The organism is Legionella cincinnatiensis (assembly GCF_900452415.1).
GTDB classification, from domain to species: Bacteria; Pseudomonadota; Gammaproteobacteria; order Legionellales; family Legionellaceae; genus Legionella; species Legionella cincinnatiensis.
In genome coordinates, this window is sequence record NZ_UGNX01000001.1 from 1,898,618 (window position 1) to 1,916,924 (window position 18,307).

Consider the following 18,307-nt stretch of genomic DNA (forward strand, 5'->3'; position numbering starts at 1 on the left):
AATTGCTTAAAGAGGTAGACTTCGGCCATTTTTATAGGCTGATATTTCTGCCAAGTCTTTCCTTTACTTGGTGCCATTAGAAAGTATACATCAGTATGTGGGACTTTTTGCGAAAACTCTTGTTTTCCTGTAAGAGGTGCGAATAGCTACTGTATTTCAATCGCGCTCTAAATAGTTCCTATTGCTTTAAAAGGATAAAAAAAAGTAGCTTCATGCTTATTATGAAACATATTGGTAATATAGGAGTTAGGTATCAATTGAAACTGTTGGATTGTGGATAGATTTATTTTTCCTTGTAATTTTATAGTAAAAATCATTTGTTTTGCTTTTTCTGACTCTATCCATTTCATGATGAGTGTATAAGCGCGATCAGGGTAACAAGCTACGTCTGACAAGACCCAATCATAATCTTGATCCAATTGCATTGGATCTATGGCAAAAGCACTTTGTTGTAAATAGTTGATATGTGGTAGCCGTGCAATTTTAGGATCAAGAGGGGCTTTATCTACAGCAGTCACATAGGCTCCTAATGATTGCATGACATATGTCCACCCCCCAGGTGAGGCACCTAAATCTAAAGCTTTATCTCCTGGTTTTGGATATTTTTCTAACAAAGTGAGTGCCTCCCATAATTTTAAGTAAGCACGGTTAGGCGGATTAATTTTATCTTCAATAAAATAGCATTTTCCTTGAGGCCACTTTTTAAGTCTTTTTGCACTATATATCAACGTATTTTTATCTAATAAACTAAAAGCGCCTATAGATGGTATTTTTTCTTCAAGAGGAAAATGACCAGCAAGAGCAGGGATTTTGTGTAATTGTTCTTCGATGAGTCGTGATCGTCGTATATGGGAAATAGGATGCAAGTACCAATATTTTCCCGTTTGGCGAAGGATTTTTGCTGCCTCTGAAATGGACTGAAATGTGGCAATTTTGGGTTCTAACCAAATATCTTGCGCAAAGCAAACATCAGTTTTTTTCTGAGTTGAAAAAACCAAATCCTCACAAGTAAATACAACATCATTTAATTCTTCACAAAGTACAGAAAGAAACTCAGGTTTAGTTACATAAATTGCATCAAAATTTTTATCCATGAAGAAACCTTATTGGATTAAAAAATTGAGCTATCATATCATTGTGACATTTTATTAAAAGAAGTTATTAATTAACGTGAGTTTCGGATAAGAGAGTGTGGTTTTACTTTGATCCGTTCGGGCTGAGGAAGCGCATAGCGCTGTCTCGAAGCCTTAGGACAAATTTTCAAGCTCTGGACTAAAGCTTCGAGACGGCATGAATGCCTCCTCAGCCCGAACGGTTCGAAATGGAGGCTGGATCTCAATAGAGCCTTTATCCGAAACTCACGTTAATTAATAAAATGAGTGCTTCTAAAAAAAGAATTAGCAATGTTAGGTAATGTGACAATGAAAAGTGCATATGTTATGTAGTTACTCTACCTTTTTTAACTGATGTTGGGCGAGGATTATCCTGAGGTAATGCTAAAAAAAATGCATGAAATTAACAGAGCCTAATAGAGCATTTGATTTATATACCAAAATTGCTCGAAAATCACTACTGATATATTAACAGTAGGCTGAACGTGATCCCTTATTAAAGTATGTATTAAGTGAGCAGGCTTTGGATTTTTTCAGTACACCGCAACATGTAAGCTTAACGTAAAAATTTAAGAGACTGGCAAATAGTTTTAAGACGGTTTAGTGATGAAAAAGACTTTAAATCTTTTTCATCACTAAATTATAGATTACTTAACATAGACGGTGCTTGCTGCGGGACCATCATTACTCATCGCCTCAATAAATGATACTCGAAAACCTATTTCCAATTTATCGAACTCATAATCAATGACACTTTTGCTCGTAAAGCGAAGTCTTCTGCCATCAACGGTTTCAATAAATCCATAATCAGCTACAGGAGCAATTTCACGAATACGACCCTCAGGTGGAGACTCATGATGTTTCACTTCTCCTCGTTGCTTATGAACATATTTTTTTAGTTGGCGAGTTAAAGCAAGAAATGCATCTCTTATAGCAACATAGACATCTTCATGGGCATGATTTTCAGGCAAGTCGCGGTTGGCTACTAATTCTGCACCTGGCACAATAAGATCAACACGAATATGATAGATTTTTCCTTTATTATGATGACGATGTGTTTCAATACTTACTTTGCAACTCAAAATACGGTCAAAGTATTTTCCTAATTTTTGGGCATGCTTATATGCACTATTCTCAATGGCTAGGGAGTGCTTCAAATTATTAAATACTATTTGGATAGGAAAATGTACTGAATTATTCATTTATATAACTCCTTATCTCACATACAATACATATTGTATAGGGGTTGTTAAAGCTACGTTCTTTGTTTGGCTTCTTTTTGTTGTTGAAGCTTAATGACATCAACTACGTTAGCCATGTTTTCAGCTAGAATTTCAATAAAATCATCTAGAGTAATAATTCCTACGAGTGCTTTATCATTATCAACAACAGGGAGACGACGTATTTTTTTTGAATGCATTAATTCTAAAGCATCTAATAAGTTGTCATTTTCAAAGATACTGTTAAAAGGTTCAGTGATAATATCTTTAATGAGTATAGATTCGGGAGAGATTCCTGCTGCCATGACTTCAATGACCAAATCACGATCAGTGACAATACCTATAGGAGTTTTTTTATTCTTTTGTTCTTCAAGCAAAACTAAATCACCAACGTGGTAATGGCGCATGAGTTCTGCAGCATTCTTTACTGATTCATTGCAATTGATAACTACTACATCCCTGTTACAGTATTCTCCAACTATCATAAGCTCTCCCCAAAATAATCATTGTTTTAGTTTTGATTAATACTCGCATTTAGTGATCTGCGAGTGTTTCTAATTTTAAACCGCAATTGATTGCGGGGAATGGTAAAGAAATAGCTTCATTACTGTTTTAAGTATAGTATATAAAACCGTAATAGGCAGAATAATCCCATCAACGCTCATTATTCATGATTTGTTAATAGAAATTTCCTAAAAATCAACTATATTAAAAAATAATACTTGTTTAAATAAAGTAAAGGGTTTTCTTAAACTCTGAAGAAGAAGGAACAATAACATGTTAACAGGAGTTTTTATTTTTTTTATTATAGCTATTGGTTCGGGATATTTGGGATATAATGGCACAGATCCAACAGCGATACGCTATGCAAAAATAGTCTTTTATATTTCTTCGATTATTTTCCTGATATTACTTATTACCTACTTCTTTTATCCAGCAGCAGCACCACCTCCAGCAGTACCTAAAAATCCGCTTGTATAAGCTTGAGACAAAGATAATTTTAGTTCTTTGTCTTAGATAGAGAATTACAAGCTCTGGATGTTGATTGGCAATATATCCTAAGTGGATATTGAGTTGATATTAGGTTCATTTTTGCAAAATTTAAAATGAATGAATAGTTGATTGATCAAGAAAAATAATGTGCCTAATCCCAATGAAAAAAATAGATTTTTCTTGAGCAACATTAAAATAAAAATGATGAGTATCGCTCGTGAAAACTCTATTGTAAGGATTTTTTTGCCATTGGCTACCGCTCCAAGTTCATAAAGGGTGAATAGGATTAATAGTCCAATTAACCATGAGCTCATTGCATTTGGATTAAAAATAAAAGATAAATATCCATATAAAATAATCGCAAATGAAATATTTATAAGCATGTATAATCGAGGCGATTGATTGCTTTTCTGAAAAGCAATTTTTTTTGAAACGATGGAGTGTTGTTGTTTTAAACGATGAAGAATCCACTCTGGGGGCATAAAAAAGGCGCGAACAACATCCAGTTTACTTTGTAAGTTCTTACCATAATATAAAACATCCTTGATGACTTTGACATTGGCATAAAAAGGATTCCATGAATCTAAAGGTTCAGTAACACCATATTCAGCAGGAGTATTTTCAGGTTCGAAGGTGCCAAACAACTTATCCCAAATAATCAAGCTTCCAGCATAATTTTTATCTATATATTGTGGGTTTTTGCCATGATGTACTCGGTGGTGAGAGGGAGTATTAAATATTTTTTCAAACCATCCCATTTTTTTTATAGATTGGGTATGAATCCAAAATTGATAAATAGTATTTAGAGATGATACCGTAACAAACATAGAAGTAGGAAAACCAATTAAGGCCAAAGGTAGATAAAAAACCCAAGAGGTTAAGGTCTGGAAATAGCCCTGACGTAAAGCAACCGTTAAATTGTAATATTCACTTTGGTGATGAACGGAATGACCTATCCAAAAAAAATTACATCGGTGGCTTGTCCGATGAAACCAATAATAGCAGAAATCAACCCCTAGCCAGAGCATAAACCAGGCGATAATAGAATGAGAGTTAATATGGAAATATGCATGATGTTCGTATAAATAATAATAACTAAAAATAATTAGTCCTCTAACAGGTAATGATGCAATTTCTTCCAAAATGCCACTACTTAGATTATTTATAGAATCATTGAATTGGAATGCGTTGCTCTTTCTGTAATAAGCGACAAGCACTTCAATGCCTATTAAAATTAAGAAAATAGGTGCAGCAAAAACCGTTAAGTTAATATCCATATTAATCCTTTAATAGTTCTTTCATTAAGCTTCATGAATTACCGTCATCGATTTATATGTCTCTACAAAAATCTCATATTCAGCTTTATAGCCCATACATATGGGTAAATGAGCAACAGAGTTAATATTGTATTTGATAGGGGGGTCAGAAGGTAAAACATCCAATGAATGATTATTAATAAAACAGAAATCAATTCCGAAATTCTTTGCTCCATGGCCATCACTTATTATTGAATCGCCAACCATTAACATTGAGTGTTTTTCAATGCAATACTGCCGCTTGCTAATCATTTCTGCTACGGCAATTTCAAAAATTTTTATATTAGGCTTAGCAACACCAATCTCACTAGAAATAATATAACAATCAAACCAATTCGATAACTCAAGTTGTTGGTGCTTTTGCTCTTGTGTTTCCGTAAAGCCATTTGTAATAATACCTAAAAAATGGCCTTTTTGATGTAAAAATTCAATAGCAGCTTTTACATGAGGCAGCCAACAGGCATGGGCGCAAAGATTTTTTTCATATTCACTGGCTATTTCTTCGATAGGGGTGGGGCATGAAAGTTTTTGGTTTAGATGTGTAAAACGCAATAATCTCACATCACTAGAGTTCAGCGAACTACCTACTTGTTGCCATAGCTGAGTGTTGATTTCCTTATATAAATGTTCAAAAACAGTGTATTCTACCGACGTATAAAATTGATTGTAAATACTTATTAATCCCATTCGTTCCGAATGAGAAAAATCGATTAAAGTATCATCTAAATCAAACAGAATAACTTGATAAGGCATTAATGACTCCTCTCAGTCATTTTACATCCAAAAATGTAAATACCAGTTCACTATATATTTTCCCCAAAATAAGCATATTAATCCGCTTATACATAAAAAAGGACCAAAGGGAATGGCTGTTTCTTTTGTTTTACCTTTTGAATACAAATATAAGAGACCAATAATTGTACCACTAATTGAGGAAAGAAGTAGAATTAAAGGTAAGTATATCCAACCTAACCAAGCGCCAAACGCAGCAAATAATTTAAAATCACCATTCCCCATGCCTATTTTACCAGTAAATAAATAGAATAGTTTTATAAATAGCCACATTCCAATATATGCGATTGCTGCACTCAGCACCGCTTGAGGTAGAGGTGTAAACAAGTTTGCAGTATTGGCAACTAATCCCAACCACAATAAGCTTAAAGTAAGGCAATCGGGTAATATTTGATGATCTAAGTCAATAAAAATTAAACAAATTAAAATCCATATAGCTATTAATACAAAAAGCAAGTGTGCAGTAAATCCAAAATGCCAACTTGCATATAGGGAGAGAAGCATGGTACCTAATTCAATTAGAGGATAACGGATTGGAATAGGGCTTTTGCATTGATGGCAACATCTGCGTAAAAAAATGTAACTTAAAATGGGAATGTTTTGCCATGCTTTAACCATTGCTTTACAGGAAGGGCAAAATGACCTGGGAAAAAATAAATTAATCTTTTCTTGTTTGTTTTCTTCAATACCCATTAACTCATTATATTGCTGCCTCCACTCGATTTCGAGCATTATAGGCAAGCGGTATATAATCACGTTAAGCAAGCTACCTACAGCAACTGAAAATAACGCGACTAAAAGATACATCAACCATGTATTATGAGTGATTAAATCATATACCATCGAACAGTCCTACCTAAAATTAAGCCTGGGTTTTCAGTGAAGAAATACCCAGAAAAGTAATACAAAATCTCTAGGACTCGCTTTGCAGTACCTAGGTTATTGATGAGAAACTCTTATATTGCAGCACCTAATTTAAAAATTGGCAAATACATTGAAACTACAAGACCTCCCACTAGAACTCCTAAAATAGTCATAATTATAGGTTCTAGTAAACTACTAAGTGAGTCTACACTATTATCAACATCTTCTTCATAAAAATCAGCAACTTTACTTAGCATTCTTTCCAATGCACCTGATTCTTCGCCTATGGCAACCATTTGAACTACCATATTTGGAAATAATTGAGTATTTTCCATGGCCGTATTCATTTGTTGTCCCGTAGAAACTTCTTCTCTGATTTTATTTGTTGCATTAGAAAAAATAATGTTTCCTGTTGCCCCTGCTACTGATTTAAGTGCTTCAACCAGAGGCAATCCTGCAGCGAAAGTAATTGACAATGTTCTTGCAAAACGAGCAATCGCAGCTTTTTCAATAATGGAGCCGATTATAGGTATTTTTAATAGAGTTCTATCTACATTTTGAGCAAATTGTGGAGAATGTTTTATTGCATAAATAAAAGCGTAAACAGCCCCAATTAATGATCCAAAAATAAGATACCAATAGGATTGGAAAAAATTAGAAAGGTTTACTACAGCTTTTGTCATCATAGGCAAATCTGCGCCAAAACTTTTAAATAAGGCTTCAAACTGAGGTACCACAAAAATCAGTAATCCTGAAGTAACCATAAGAGCTATAACGATTACTGCTATAGGGTAGGTTAATGCTTTTTTGATTTTCTTTTTGATGGTTTCTATTTTCTCTTTATAAGTAGCGATCTTATTCAACATGATGTCGAGAGAACCTGATTTTTCGCCAGCGTCAACTATATTGCAAAATAAATCATTAAAATGCGCGGGATGCTTTTTTAAGCTTTCAGAAAGTGTTAATCCTGTTTCCACATCGTGTTTAATGTGTTCAATTAGCTCTTTGAGACGTTTGTTGTTAGTTTGCCCTTTTGCAACAATATCAAAAGAGTGAACTAAAGGGATACCTGATTCTATCATTGTAGCTAATTGACGGCTAAACACAGCAATGTCTGAAGATTTAACTTTTCTGCTTTTTCGTTTGAAAAAGGGACCACGTTTTTTGACAATTTTGCTAATAATAATCTCTTGTCTACGTAGTTCTACTTTAGCTAATGCAAGGCTTCTAGCTTCAATATCTCCATTGATTTTTTGAGAGGCTTTATTAATTCCTATATAATGAAAAGTTAAAGTGGTATTTGCATTTTTTTTCATTTTTTTATCTAGTTAATCAACGGTTACCCGATTGACCTCCTCTATCGTTGTCATCCCATGTTTTATCTTTTCAAGTCCAGATTGGTAAATAGTGAGCATGCCTTCGTCTTGCGCCACTTTTAGAATATCAAGAGCATTGCCTCCTGACATGATTAACTGACCTATAGTTTTAGTCATAGGTAATACTTCAAATAATCCAATTCTTCCTCGGTATCCACTAGTACATTTGTTACAACCTATTGCTTTGTATAGCTTGATTTCTTGTATGTCTGCTTCTGTAAAGCCTAATTCGAGTAACCCAGATTTAGTGAAATCATCTCTTAAAATTTTACAATGTTCACATAATTTACGAGCCAGACGCTGCGCAATAATGAGGGTGATGGAGCTGGTGATATTAAATGTGGGAACACCCATATTCACTAAACGATTTAGTGTTTCAGAAGCACTATTCGTATGTAAGGTTGAAAGGACTAGATGTCCTGTTTGTGATGCTTTAACTGCTATTTCTGCTGTTTCCAAGTCACGTATCTCTCCTACCATAATGATGTCAGGGTCTTGACGCAAAAAAGATCGTAGGGCATTAGAGAATGTTAATCCTGCTTTAGGATTAATATTAACCTGATTAATGCCAGGCATTTTAATTTCTACAGGATCCTCAGCAGTGGAGATATTTACTTGCTTAGTATTAAGTATATTTAATGCGGAATACAACGTGACGGTTTTGCCGCTTCCGGTAGGTCCGGTAACTAAAATCATGCCTTGAGGGCGTCGAATTGAATGGATAAAATAATCTTTTTGCAGCGGATTAAAACCTAAAGCTTCAATACCTAATTTGACAGAGTCTGGATCAAGAATACGGGTTACTACTTTTTCACCAGCAATAGTAGGGCAGGTGCTAACACGAAAATCGATGGTTTGTGTTTTAGATAATTTCATTTTAAAATTACCATCTTGTGGAATCCGTCTTTCAGAAATATCTAAGCAAGACATAATTTTGATACGGGCAGTAATTCTGGCTGCCAGTCTTGCAGGTGGAGTTGCTATTTCATGTAAAATCCCATCTTGACGATACCGTATACGATATTCTTTATCATAGGGCTCAAAATGAATATCAGAAGCTCCTTGTTTAACGGCATCAAGAAGAATCTTATTGACAAATTTAACGATTGGAGCATCCTCTGTTATCGAGATGGGGGCATTGAGATCATGCCCTTCTTCATTAATAATGAGTCCATCCATCTCAAAGTCGGATAAACATTGGTTTTCTTTAGTGGTGAGTAAATGATCAATTAGAACATTAAGCTTATCTGCTTCTACTACGATTGCATAAGTATTAAGTCCAGTTTGAAATTGGATCTCTTTCAGTGAGGTTTGTTTGCTTGGATCGTCAGTAGCTAAATATAAATGATTGCCTCGACAAAATAATGGAAGCATCGAATGACGACGAATTAATGTTTCATTCACTAAACTTGTAGGGAGTGTTTCTACATCAATACAATCAAGATCCAGCATGGGTACGCCAAAATTTTGTGATGCGGTGCGGGCAATTTGGGTTGCAGATAATATATTGTTTCTAACAAGATATTGAACTAAAGAAATTTTTTCAGCATTGGCAAACTTATAAAACTCTATGGCCTTAGATTTTTCTAAAAGTTTCTCTAGGACAACAAGTTGTCCTATACCATATAATTTAAATTCATCGCTTCCTAACATAAATTCCAATTAGCTTTATAATAATATTAACTATAATTAGTACATTTAATAAAATGCACTAATATTTAATCAATACTAGGTGATTCATTTTATTTGAGAAGAAAAGAGTTATGAAAAAAATTCATCCTAAATTTTTTATCCAAAAATGCGACGAACTTAGATGCATTAACAATTCATTCTCGCTTTCCAATGATGTGAATCTATTTGAATCAATAATAGGTTTCTTGCAAAGTTGGAGATAAAGAAAATTGATTGTATGCGCCTAAAACTCGTTGTATTGTAGTTTAATTCAGGATTAACTATTTTAAAAGGCATTATTTTGTTGATTGAACGTCAAATAAAACAATATCGCGCCCTGAATAAATGGTTCCATTCGCCTTTGGGGCATTTTACTGCCCATGAGTTTTTGGTTAATCTGGATTCTACAATGGAGTATTCATATGGTAGGACATTATTGCAATTAGGAAATTGTGGCGATAATCCTTGGTTAAAAAAATTTAATTACATGCATAAATGGATTGCTTCTCCTTTTTATTTGGCCAACAAAAAGACTCAAATAGAATGTGCTTTAAATCAACTTCCTTTAGAACGCAATAGTATAGATTGTATTATTGCGCCACTTACATTAGAGCCTTTTGGAAGCAGTTTTAGTCTTATTGATGAAATTGATCGCGTACTTAGCCCCATGGGCTTTGTCATTTTATTAGGTATTAACCCTTGGAGCTTATGGGGTGGTGCCATGAAAATGGGGTTGCTTCATTGTTATAGCGACTCAAAAATTAAAATGCGTACTCCTTTTAATCTTAATAGAGTGTTTTTGCAAAGAGGTTATCGACAATACTTCCTAAGTAGTTTTTGCTATATTCCTCCAGTAAGTAATCCTGCACTCATTAAAAAACTCACTTTTTTAGATGAAATAGGTAAAATGCTTTGGCCATGTCCATCGGGATTTTATTGTTATATTGCACAAAAATATCAACTCATCGAACCATCACTACAGATACAATCAATGACTAAATCAATAAAAGATTATGAAGTGCCATTACAGCCGATTTAATTTGAAATCTGCATTTGTAATTGATCTAACTGCATCAGAATCTTAATCATTTAAAGAGTAGTAGTTCTCTAAAGCCATGGTTGCTGGAGGTAACGTATCATTTTATCCTGTACCTGAGTTAATTTAATTTGAACAGAGTACCAGTGTTTTTGTATACTTCGCATTCTCATAAGATAAGGTTAGTTTTATGAATAAGAAAACAATATTCAAAATCACTTTTGCTAATCAAGATGCAATTTATGAAATTTATGCGCGATCTGTAAAGGAAAGTGATATGTTTGGGTTTCTCGAAGTTGAAGAACTCGTATTTGGTGAGCAAACATCATTGGTTGTTGATCCTTCTGAAGAGCGATTAAAAATTGAATTTAATGGTGTAAAACGAACATTTATTCCCATGCATTCTATTTACCGTATCGATGAAGTAACAAAACAAGGAACAGCCAAAGTCAAAGATAATCCAGGCTATGGCAATAAAGTTAGCCCTTTTCCCGGAACAGGGAAAATAAAAGATTAATCAATATTTAGCGAGAACCAATTTTGCCTAGGAGATTTACAATGACTATTCCAGATAAAATCAAAGATGTTTATGAGAAATCAACTTGTTTGTATACGACAAATGAGGTTGAGGCAGCGCTTGATCGAATGGCGATTAATATTCACAAAGAATTACAAGCTGAAAATCCAGTTCTTGTTTGTGTTATGGTAGGAGGCTTGGTTCTTTTAGGTAATTTATTGCCACGTTTAGATTTTCCTTTAGAAGTAGATTATGTACATGCGACTCGTTATCGAGGTGGGTTAATTGGCAATGAAATAGTTTGGAAAGTAAGGCCATCAGAGAATTTAAAAGGACGTACAGTTCTTGTTGTTGATGATATTCTTGATGGAGGTGTTACTTTGGCAACAATTATTTCTGAAATAAAGGCTTTAGGTGCAGCAAAAGTATATAGTGCTGTTTTAGTAGACAAATATCGTAAGCGCGTAGCAAATGGGCTACCAAAAGCTGATTTTGTCGGTTTAGAGGTTGAAGATCATTATATATTTGGTTATGGCATGGATTACAACGAATATCTTCGCAATGCCCCAGGTATTTTTGTAGTACATCCAGATCATGAATAAAATAACAAAAGAGTTTTAATGCGATTAATATTGTCACTAGCATTATGTTTAAGCAGCAATGTTCAAATTGCTGCTTAGGATTCCGTTACAAATTGAGCCTTGATGCCTGGTTTACTTTTTTACTTCTTCAGAATTAAATAATTAGAAATTATTATCATGGTTTTGGGGAATCTACTTAAGAAATATAATTTTGATGAGTTCCTGGATGAAATTTAATTATCCTGATCATTTATGCCATTCAACGATATCAGCAAAGTTATTGAAAGGGTCATGTTGCTTTAATCTTGCCTTAATCATAGTTGTTTAAAATATGCGCCTCTCAGGGTTTTTATAGTCTTGGTCAATTAAATATTTAAGTAGAGGTTAATCATGGCATTTACATACAATGATATGAGGAAATTTAATAAACATTTTGATGGTGATTCGCGAAATACTCTAAGCTCAGAGTTTTTGGCTCAATATATTGCAAACCAGATTTTTAATATAATGGGGAACAACGTATTGGCAAATCATCCTGTGGTGAGCAAGCAGTCCGGGATATTTGCTAAGTTTTTTAATATAATAAGCAATAATGAAAAACCTATTTTGAAGAAACAATCCGGTTGTCTTTTGATGAAAATTTTGAGCGTTTATGATGAGATTCGACAAAGAAAAGATGAAGAAATTGCTCATGAGATAATATTAAAAAATATTGGTGGCTCGCTACCGATGCTTAGTGATTTAATTAAAAAACTTGAAATCACACTCACTGAGGAAAGTAAGGGATTGCTGGAGACTATACAAAAAGCCTACAACACTCGAGCACAAGGTATTTGTCTTTCATATGCGACGAACCATTTGTTCACTAGCGATGAAAATATAAAACATAAGATCCAGGTGTCCAAAACAGATAGAAACATAAAATATAGTGTACAAGATATAAAAGAAGACTTGCAGTTGCTTCCAGTGGGTTCAAGCGAAAATCGTTTATACAAGGGTACTATTTAAAATACACTAAAATTTGTCAAATACTTTCATGCGCTTATTTTGAGCAATGATTCTATTTGATAAAATTTTTGCCATACACTCATGAAATTGCGCTATTAACTGAGGAGTGGTTGCTGATAATTTTTGAATGAACTCAATGTCTATTTCATAAATGATGGTTGTTTGAGATGCGATTAAAGTGGCGCTTCTTTTTTTATTAGTATACATAGCGATTTCGCCTAAAATGTTTCCTGAGTCAACGGTAAGTATTAATTTACGTCCAACATACACATTAACTTGTCCGCGATGGACAAGTAATACATTCGAAGTTTTTTCTCCCTCTTTGCAAATAATAGCATTTTCTTCATAGTAATTTGGTTGGATATTTTCTTTAATAATTTTTATCAGCTCTGATGAAAATCCAATATCTGATAATTGGTTTTCAAGGTTTAACTCTTGTAGATGAAGATGTGGGTATTTACCAATTAATTGATTTTCACACCATTGGAAAGCTTGTTCACGATCTTTAAAAAATTTCAACCAATTCGTATCTTTTTCTAAATTTGAGAGATTAATGATGCTTGCATGCATAGTGTCATTCATGGAACAGAAGACAAAAGTTACTTCATTTTTTAAGGACAATTGTTTTAAGTTTTTAAATAAGATGACTAAGGAAGAATCTATATTGGTGGTTAATTCAAAATCTAAAATAATGTAATGAATATTAGATAATTTCTCTATTGTTTTATTAATGTTGTAAACCGAACCAAAAAATAGAAATCCTTGTAATTTAAGATACTGAATTTCATCTCTATGCTGCATTAATATTTTATCTAAATCGGGTTTCCTCATAAATGATGAGTGAAAGACAGCACCTGAAAATTGGTGTTTAATAGGATTTACCATGCTGTAACGAAAGGCAAAAAGAATAGTAGAAATAACAATGCCTAACCCTACTGCAACAATGATATTAAAAAAGATAGAGGCGGCAACGATAAGCAAAATAATTGAGTATTCAGAGGCACTCACTACTTTCCATGCTTTAATCAGCCAATCGTATAAAAAGCTAATAGCAATATAAAATAAATAAGCTCCTATAATTAATTTGGGTAGAAACGCTACAGCGTGTGTACCCAAAAAGAATACAATAATAGCTGGGATAAGAGCAATAAATCCTGTGATTTTACTTTTTCCTTGTTCTTTAACGAAAGTGGTTGCGGTCACTGAAAGATAACCAATAATTCCTCCTAATAATCCACTAGCCATATTCGCTTGGCCAGTAATTTTCAATTCTTGGTTCAAATCAATCGATGTTTCTGTAACAAACTCTAAACTACTTACGTTGAGCAATAGTGCAATAAAGCTCAGTAAAATGATTAGTCCTATGCAATTTAATAAATCTAATGAAAAGAAAAAATGAAATGAACTCAAATGAAAATCTAATGATTGTGATGTTGAAATATTATTAAATGACACAAGCATAAAACCGCGGGTGCCTGCCTCCGCAATTGTAATATTCATTGCATGTAAGACAATATAAAATAAAATAATTAATAGAAAAAAAATGCCTTGCAAAATATAGGGGTATTTGAATTTCATTTTTAAAAAAAAGATAAGAAATGCAGCTATAAGTGCAGGAAGCCAATGTATCAGTATTTCAGGAGAAAACCATAGAGCCCAGTGATGGTAATCTATTGGGTGGCCCACGAGTAAATTTAAATTTGCTGAGAAAATTAACCGCCCTGTGGCTGCAAAAAATCCGCAAATAACAGGATAGGGCAGGTAACGAATGATATTGCCAAGCTCGAATTTACCCACTAAATAAAAAATAAGTCCGACAATAAAAGTGGTACATCCTATTGTTATAAGTGTAGTCGTAAAAATAACTTCCGTACTTGCTCCTATAGGTAAGCTTTGATAAATAATAATTGCTAAAGTGGCATATAAAATGGCTGCTTCATCTTGAAATTGGGCAATTGCATAATTAATTTTCGAACGTAATAAACTATTTGTTCCAATGATAATCAATGATAGGATAAATAAATTGATTATCATTGGAACATAATTGCTTAAAATACCTTGATAAATAATTGAGGAAAAAGCAATTATAGAAATAATATTATCAATACCTATGATCAATCCTGCCATAGCTGTCGTGATAAGTTGGCTGCGAGTCATTCCTATTTCCTAGATGCTTATCCCTATTTTGAGAGTAAGATATTTTGTGGCTTTCAGCAAATTTCTTATTTAATTGTTTTTGTAATGGAATAAAGCTCCGTTTCTCTTTGCGCATTTCTTACGGCAGTGAGTTGGAGAAATCTATTTTTTCTGATGGAACCAAGGTTAGTGAATTTTGTTTTCATCTAAACTCAGTTCCATTGCAAACTAGCTGATAGACTGTTTTTCAATGATATAAATAAGTTTTTTTTCTTCCTCGGTGGGCAAGTCAACTAAAGAAGAGGGGCTAAAAAAAAATTGTTTTAGGGAAACGGGGGGATCGAGCTTGCCCTTCTTATCTAGACCCTTTTTTGCCATGTTTCTCACATCAGGAGTTATGGCGTGGGTATTAAGAAACTCTAATTGGCTGAGCATTAATTTTTGTCGTTTCTCATCATATTTATCCCAACTATTAAATTTTTCTGTCAAATTAGCAGCTAATGTGGGATTTATTTTTTCTAATTGTAAAATAACATCAACAATTAATCGGTAACCTTCACCTGATGAAGCATGAAAACCATATGGATTTTTAATAAATGCACCCAATAATGCATTGATTTTATTAGGATTGGATAAATCAAAAGCAGGATGTAACATCAATTGAGTAACATGTTGTACTACGTTTTTTGTATGTGCTGCTGCTTGAACATTAAACCAGTAATTAACTGCACTTACATCCTCTTGCCAATAATGATAATAGCGCTCGAGAAGCACATCTGATTTACTGCTGTTGTACTGAAGCAATAAATTTAATGCAGACATGCAATCTGTCATATTTTTACCTAGTGAATCATTAAATTGTTCAATTAATGCTTGCTCTGTTTTCTCTGGTTGCACGGAAAGTAGATAATCATGAGATACATGTTTTAAGCGGCGTAGACCTGCGGCGAAAATATCGAATGAGATAAACGGTGAGTTCTCAGGTATAGGTAACTTGTCCAGATTTTTTTGCACGTGCAGTAAGTCTTCTTTCAATTCTGTTGCAAGTTGGTTTTGTATTAATTGACGAGCTTGCGTGATTTTTTCAAAATCCTGATTTTGTAATTCGGCAAATAAAATTTCTTCTGAGGGGATGGCTATAAGTTCAGCCAGTAACCAATAATTTAAGGAGTGAGTGCTCTCTTTGAGCAAATTACGGTATACCTGAAAAAATTGAGGTTCAAATACAATTGACTTACCCAAACAATAATCATTCACCATTCGTATAATCAATCTTTTTGCTGCTTCACACCGATTATAGGTATTTGTATCATGTTGCATTAATAACAATAATTGTTCAGTGCTGTAAGTAAACTCAAGTGAAACAGGAGCTGAAAAACTGCGTAATAAAGATGGGGTAGGGTGAGAATCAATATTATCAAAATGAAACTCCATCTCAGGGTTATCCACCGTAATTAGAGTATCACTTAGAATTTCTGCACCATCACTATCGAGCAATCCTATCACAATAGGTATTGGTCGATCTTTGCTTTCTTTAATTTTAAATTTTAAAGAATATCGTTTTGTTTCTGCATTATATGTGTCAGTAACAGCTACGTGTGGGATGCCTGATTCAGTAAACCACTTTAAAAAAGGATGCATGTCTTTTCCGGTGTATGTGCTTAATGAATCTAATACATTTTCTAAGGTAACCGCTCCACCATCATTTTCTTTTAAAAATTGAGTCATGCCGGCATAAAAATCTTTTTCGCCCAAAGAAAGCATCATCATGCGAAAAATATCAGCGCTTTTTTCATAGGCGGCAGGAGTATAGAGGCTTCTCACATTAGTATATGTGTCTTGACGTGGGGCGCGTTCATCAAGATTTTTCCCGTCAAGAATACGGATTAAATCCGTACCAAACAAATGCTCACGCAACATGGCCGCTCTAAATGTCGTTAGCCCCTCTTTAAAGGGTAAGTTAAACCAGTCACGAATTGTAACGCGATCTCCTGACCAATAATGAAAATATTCATGGGCCACAACTTCTAATACGCGTAAAATATCATTATCAGTACGTGTTTCGGGGGTTGCGAATAAATTTGCAGTATTAAACAGATTTAATCCAGTAGGTTCTGACGCTCCTGAAGCATATTTATCAACACCTGCAACCATATGTTGAGGTAAATCACATTCTAAATTAAAAGTGTTTTCTTCCCAGCGCATCGCTTCTTTTAAGGTCTCTTTAGCAAAATCACACTTTGCAGTAGCAGTAGGAGGCACGTAAAATTCAATAGGCAACTCACGATTAGAACGAGTCTTAAAATAAGTTACCGATTTTTGCAGTTTTCCTGCAACTAAAGCAAAAAGATAACTGGGTTTAGGAGTCATATCCAACCAAGTCACTGAATGGAGCCCATCATTTTGGTCTTTTTGCTCTATCAGTGTTCCGTTAGAGAGTAATACTGGATAATCTTTCTTTTTAGCAATAATGGTTGTTTTATATGTGGCTAAATTATCGGGGCGATCGTGGCAGTATAAGACACGTCGGAGACCTTCAGTTTCAGCTTTAACAAGAATTGTTCCTTCCGTTTCATACAAACCGAATAAATCAGTGTTTTCGCCTAAACGGGTTGTTGTTTCAAGTCTAAACGTTTTTCCTTGAGGAATATTTCTGATAATTAAAGAATCTTTTGTAATCTCATATGCTTCAGGAGAGAGTATTTTCCCATTAAGAGCAATTGATTCCAAGGTCATATTCTCACCGTCTAATGCTAAATTAATGGAGTGGGATTGTGATTTTGGATTTGGTTCAATAGTCAAACAAGCTTTTGATTGTACAGGTTTTTTAGAAAGATCAATTTCTAAATCAACATGTTTTACTAAATAATCAAGAACCTGATAGTCACTTAATCTAAATACTCCAAGATGGTTTTTCATGAAAACTCCCTAATTCATGTTAGATTCAGGAGCAACAATATAAGATCAAAATGGTTATTTCAACTGAAATAATGGTTCTTAGAATTCAAAAGTGTATCGATGAGTCTAAGTAATGTGAGTTTCGTGTGAGAAGAGGTTCTATTCATGAATGCTTTATTAAATCAAATTCGTTAAACCACATAATGCTTATTGCTTTTACAGAGCTTCTTGATGGGGCAATTACTTAACTTATTGCGACATTTTAGGGTGCATAATAGCTCCTATATAATGACCATCTGGATCAATGATAAAGGCGCCATAATAATGAGGGTAATAATGGGTTCTATATTTAGGTTCGCCATTACATGTTGCCCCTTGTTGCAAAGCTATAGTGTAAAACTGTTCCACAGCTTTTTTATTTTCTGCAACAAAAGTAATATGGCTAAAATAATCACTCTTTTTCCCTTCGCCAAACCAGAATTCAGGCTTACCTTGTTTGCCAAATCCCGCCCACTGATTTTGTTCTTTGATTAAAGTAATGCCTAACGGTTCTAAAACATGGCTATAGAATTTTTTTGATTGTTCGTAATTAGAAACGGTAATTCCAACATGATCAAGAATCATCAATAATCTCCTCGATTTTTATAGCTCATAAAAATGATCATTATCCTCCAAAACTCATATAAATTAAATTGAACGCGTTCTCATCGGCAATACTAACCATCCAATTAGTCCATCACATAATGAAAGTTGGGAGCGAGGAGCCAAAAACATCCATTAATTTTAT

Annotated in this window: 16 protein-coding genes; 5 read left to right on the plus strand and 11 right to left on the minus strand. The window is 33.9% G+C overall.

Annotation, left to right across the window (positions count from 1 at the left end):
• Nucleotides 1–167: 167 nt before the first annotated feature.
• From DYH34_RS08495 to DYH34_RS08505, 3 genes are all read right to left on the minus strand, one after another.
• On the minus strand, nucleotides 168–1,094 hold the full coding sequence (locus DYH34_RS08495; RefSeq protein WP_058463506.1) for an SAM-dependent methyltransferase: 927 nt from the start codon (nucleotides 1,092–1,094) through the stop codon (nucleotides 168–170).
• A gap of 665 nt (nucleotides 1,095–1,759) precedes the next feature.
• Nucleotides 1,760–2,314, minus strand: coding sequence for an HPF/RaiA family ribosome-associated protein (locus DYH34_RS08500; protein WP_058463505.1), 555 nt, complete (start codon nucleotides 2,312–2,314; stop codon nucleotides 1,760–1,762).
• Nucleotides 2,315–2,367: 53 nt separating this feature from the next.
• Entirely contained in the window at nucleotides 2,368–2,817 is a 450-nt protein-coding gene (locus DYH34_RS08505; protein WP_058463504.1) for a CBS domain-containing protein, read from the minus strand.
• A gap of 292 nt (nucleotides 2,818–3,109) precedes the next feature.
• Between DYH34_RS08505 and DYH34_RS08510 the strand changes: the two genes are divergently transcribed.
• Nucleotides 3,110–3,313, plus strand: a complete 204-nt coding sequence (locus DYH34_RS08510) for a DUF1328 family protein (RefSeq protein WP_058463503.1) — start codon at nucleotides 3,110–3,112, stop codon at nucleotides 3,311–3,313.
• 77 nt (nucleotides 3,314–3,390) lie between these two features.
• On the opposite strand, the gene DYH34_RS08515 is transcribed toward DYH34_RS08510, so the two are convergent.
• The 5 genes from DYH34_RS08515 to pilB form a co-directional block, all read right to left on the minus strand.
• Nucleotides 3,391–4,602, minus strand: coding sequence for a sterol desaturase family protein (locus DYH34_RS08515; RefSeq protein ID WP_058463502.1), 1,212 nt, complete (start codon nucleotides 4,600–4,602; stop codon nucleotides 3,391–3,393).
• Nucleotides 4,603–4,626: 24 nt separating this feature from the next.
• Entirely contained in the window at nucleotides 4,627–5,394 is a 768-nt protein-coding gene (locus DYH34_RS08520; protein WP_058463501.1) for an HAD-IA family hydrolase, read from the minus strand.
• Between the two features lie 21 nt (nucleotides 5,395–5,415).
• Nucleotides 5,416–6,276, minus strand: coding sequence for a prepilin peptidase (locus DYH34_RS08525; RefSeq protein WP_058463500.1), 861 nt, complete (start codon nucleotides 6,274–6,276; stop codon nucleotides 5,416–5,418).
• Nucleotides 6,277–6,389: 113 nt separating this feature from the next.
• The gene (locus DYH34_RS08530; RefSeq protein WP_058463499.1) at nucleotides 6,390–7,613 is read right to left on the minus strand and encodes a type II secretion system F family protein; all 1,224 of its coding nucleotides are present in this window, start codon (nucleotides 7,611–7,613) and stop codon (nucleotides 6,390–6,392) included.
• A gap of 12 nt (nucleotides 7,614–7,625) precedes the next feature.
• Nucleotides 7,626–9,326, minus strand: a complete 1,701-nt coding sequence (gene pilB / locus DYH34_RS08535; RefSeq protein ID WP_058463498.1) for a type IV-A pilus assembly ATPase PilB — start codon at nucleotides 9,324–9,326, stop codon at nucleotides 7,626–7,628.
• A 319-nt stretch (nucleotides 9,327–9,645) separates the two neighbouring features.
• Here pilB and DYH34_RS08540 point away from each other — a divergent pair, with 319 nt between their 5' ends.
• The 4 genes from DYH34_RS08540 (at nucleotide 9,646) to DYH34_RS08555 (ending at nucleotide 12,486) form a co-directional block, all read left to right on the plus strand.
• On the plus strand, nucleotides 9,646–10,383 hold the full coding sequence (locus DYH34_RS08540; RefSeq protein WP_058463497.1) for a methyltransferase domain-containing protein: 738 nt from the start codon (nucleotides 9,646–9,648) through the stop codon (nucleotides 10,381–10,383).
• Nucleotides 10,384–10,570: 187 nt separating this feature from the next.
• Nucleotides 10,571–10,897, plus strand: coding sequence for a DUF1820 family protein (locus tag DYH34_RS08545; protein ID WP_058463496.1), 327 nt, complete (start codon nucleotides 10,571–10,573; stop codon nucleotides 10,895–10,897).
• Between the two features lie 41 nt (nucleotides 10,898–10,938).
• A complete protein-coding gene (locus tag DYH34_RS08550; RefSeq protein WP_058463495.1) occupies nucleotides 10,939–11,499 on the plus strand; it encodes a hypoxanthine-guanine phosphoribosyltransferase in 561 nt (186 codons plus the stop codon).
• Between the two features lie 369 nt (nucleotides 11,500–11,868).
• A complete protein-coding gene (locus DYH34_RS08555) occupies nucleotides 11,869–12,486 on the plus strand; it encodes a hypothetical protein (RefSeq protein ID WP_058463494.1) in 618 nt (205 codons plus the stop codon).
• A 6-nt stretch (nucleotides 12,487–12,492) separates the two neighbouring features.
• Here DYH34_RS08555 and DYH34_RS08560 read toward each other — a convergent pair whose 3' ends face one another.
• The 3 genes from DYH34_RS08560 to DYH34_RS08570 all read right to left on the minus strand — a co-directional run bounded on the left by DYH34_RS08560 (nucleotide 12,493) and on the right by DYH34_RS08570 (nucleotide 18,144).
• A complete protein-coding gene (locus DYH34_RS08560; protein ID WP_058463493.1) occupies nucleotides 12,493–14,643 on the minus strand; it encodes a SulP family inorganic anion transporter in 2,151 nt (716 codons plus the stop codon).
• Between the two features lie 207 nt (nucleotides 14,644–14,850).
• Nucleotides 14,851–17,541, minus strand: coding sequence for an aminopeptidase N (gene pepN / locus DYH34_RS08565; RefSeq protein WP_058463492.1), 2,691 nt, complete (start codon nucleotides 17,539–17,541; stop codon nucleotides 14,851–14,853).
• Between the two features lie 228 nt (nucleotides 17,542–17,769).
• Entirely contained in the window at nucleotides 17,770–18,144 is a 375-nt protein-coding gene (locus tag DYH34_RS08570) for a VOC family protein (protein ID WP_058463491.1), read from the minus strand.
• Nucleotides 18,145–18,307: the final 163 nt, after the last annotated feature.

Coding starts and splice junctions, on each gene's coding strand:
- DYH34_RS08550 (WP_058463495.1), top strand. CDS start 10,939: ATGACTATTCCAGATAAAATCAAAGATGTTTATGAGAAATCAACTTGT.
- DYH34_RS08505 (WP_058463504.1), bottom strand. CDS start 2,817: ATGATAGTTGGAGAATACTGTAACAGGGATGTAGTAGTTATCAATTGC.
- DYH34_RS08525 (WP_058463500.1), bottom strand. CDS start 6,276: ATGGTATATGATTTAATCACTCATAATACATGGTTGATGTATCTTTTA.
- DYH34_RS08510 (WP_058463503.1), top strand. CDS start 3,110: ATGTTAACAGGAGTTTTTATTTTTTTTATTATAGCTATTGGTTCGGGA.
- DYH34_RS08560 (WP_058463493.1), bottom strand. CDS start 14,643: ATGACTCGCAGCCAACTTATCACGACAGCTATGGCAGGATTGATCATA.
- DYH34_RS08530 (WP_058463499.1), bottom strand. CDS start 7,613: ATGAAAAAAAATGCAAATACCACTTTAACTTTTCATTATATAGGAATT.
- DYH34_RS08515 (WP_058463502.1), bottom strand. CDS start 4,602: ATGGATATTAACTTAACGGTTTTTGCTGCACCTATTTTCTTAATTTTA.
- DYH34_RS08520 (WP_058463501.1), bottom strand. CDS start 5,394: ATGCCTTATCAAGTTATTCTGTTTGATTTAGATGATACTTTAATCGAT.
- DYH34_RS08570 (WP_058463491.1), bottom strand. CDS start 18,144: ATGATTCTTGATCATGTTGGAATTACCGTTTCTAATTACGAACAATCA.
- DYH34_RS08545 (WP_058463496.1), top strand. CDS start 10,571: ATGAATAAGAAAACAATATTCAAAATCACTTTTGCTAATCAAGATGCA.
- DYH34_RS08500 (WP_058463505.1), bottom strand. CDS start 2,314: ATGAATAATTCAGTACATTTTCCTATCCAAATAGTATTTAATAATTTG.
- DYH34_RS08555 (WP_058463494.1), top strand. CDS start 11,869: ATGGCATTTACATACAATGATATGAGGAAATTTAATAAACATTTTGAT.
- pilB (WP_058463498.1), bottom strand. CDS start 9,326: ATGTTAGGAAGCGATGAATTTAAATTATATGGTATAGGACAACTTGTT.
- pepN (WP_058463492.1), bottom strand. CDS start 17,541: ATGAAAAACCATCTTGGAGTATTTAGATTAAGTGACTATCAGGTTCTT.
- DYH34_RS08495 (WP_058463506.1), bottom strand. CDS start 1,094: ATGGATAAAAATTTTGATGCAATTTATGTAACTAAACCTGAGTTTCTT.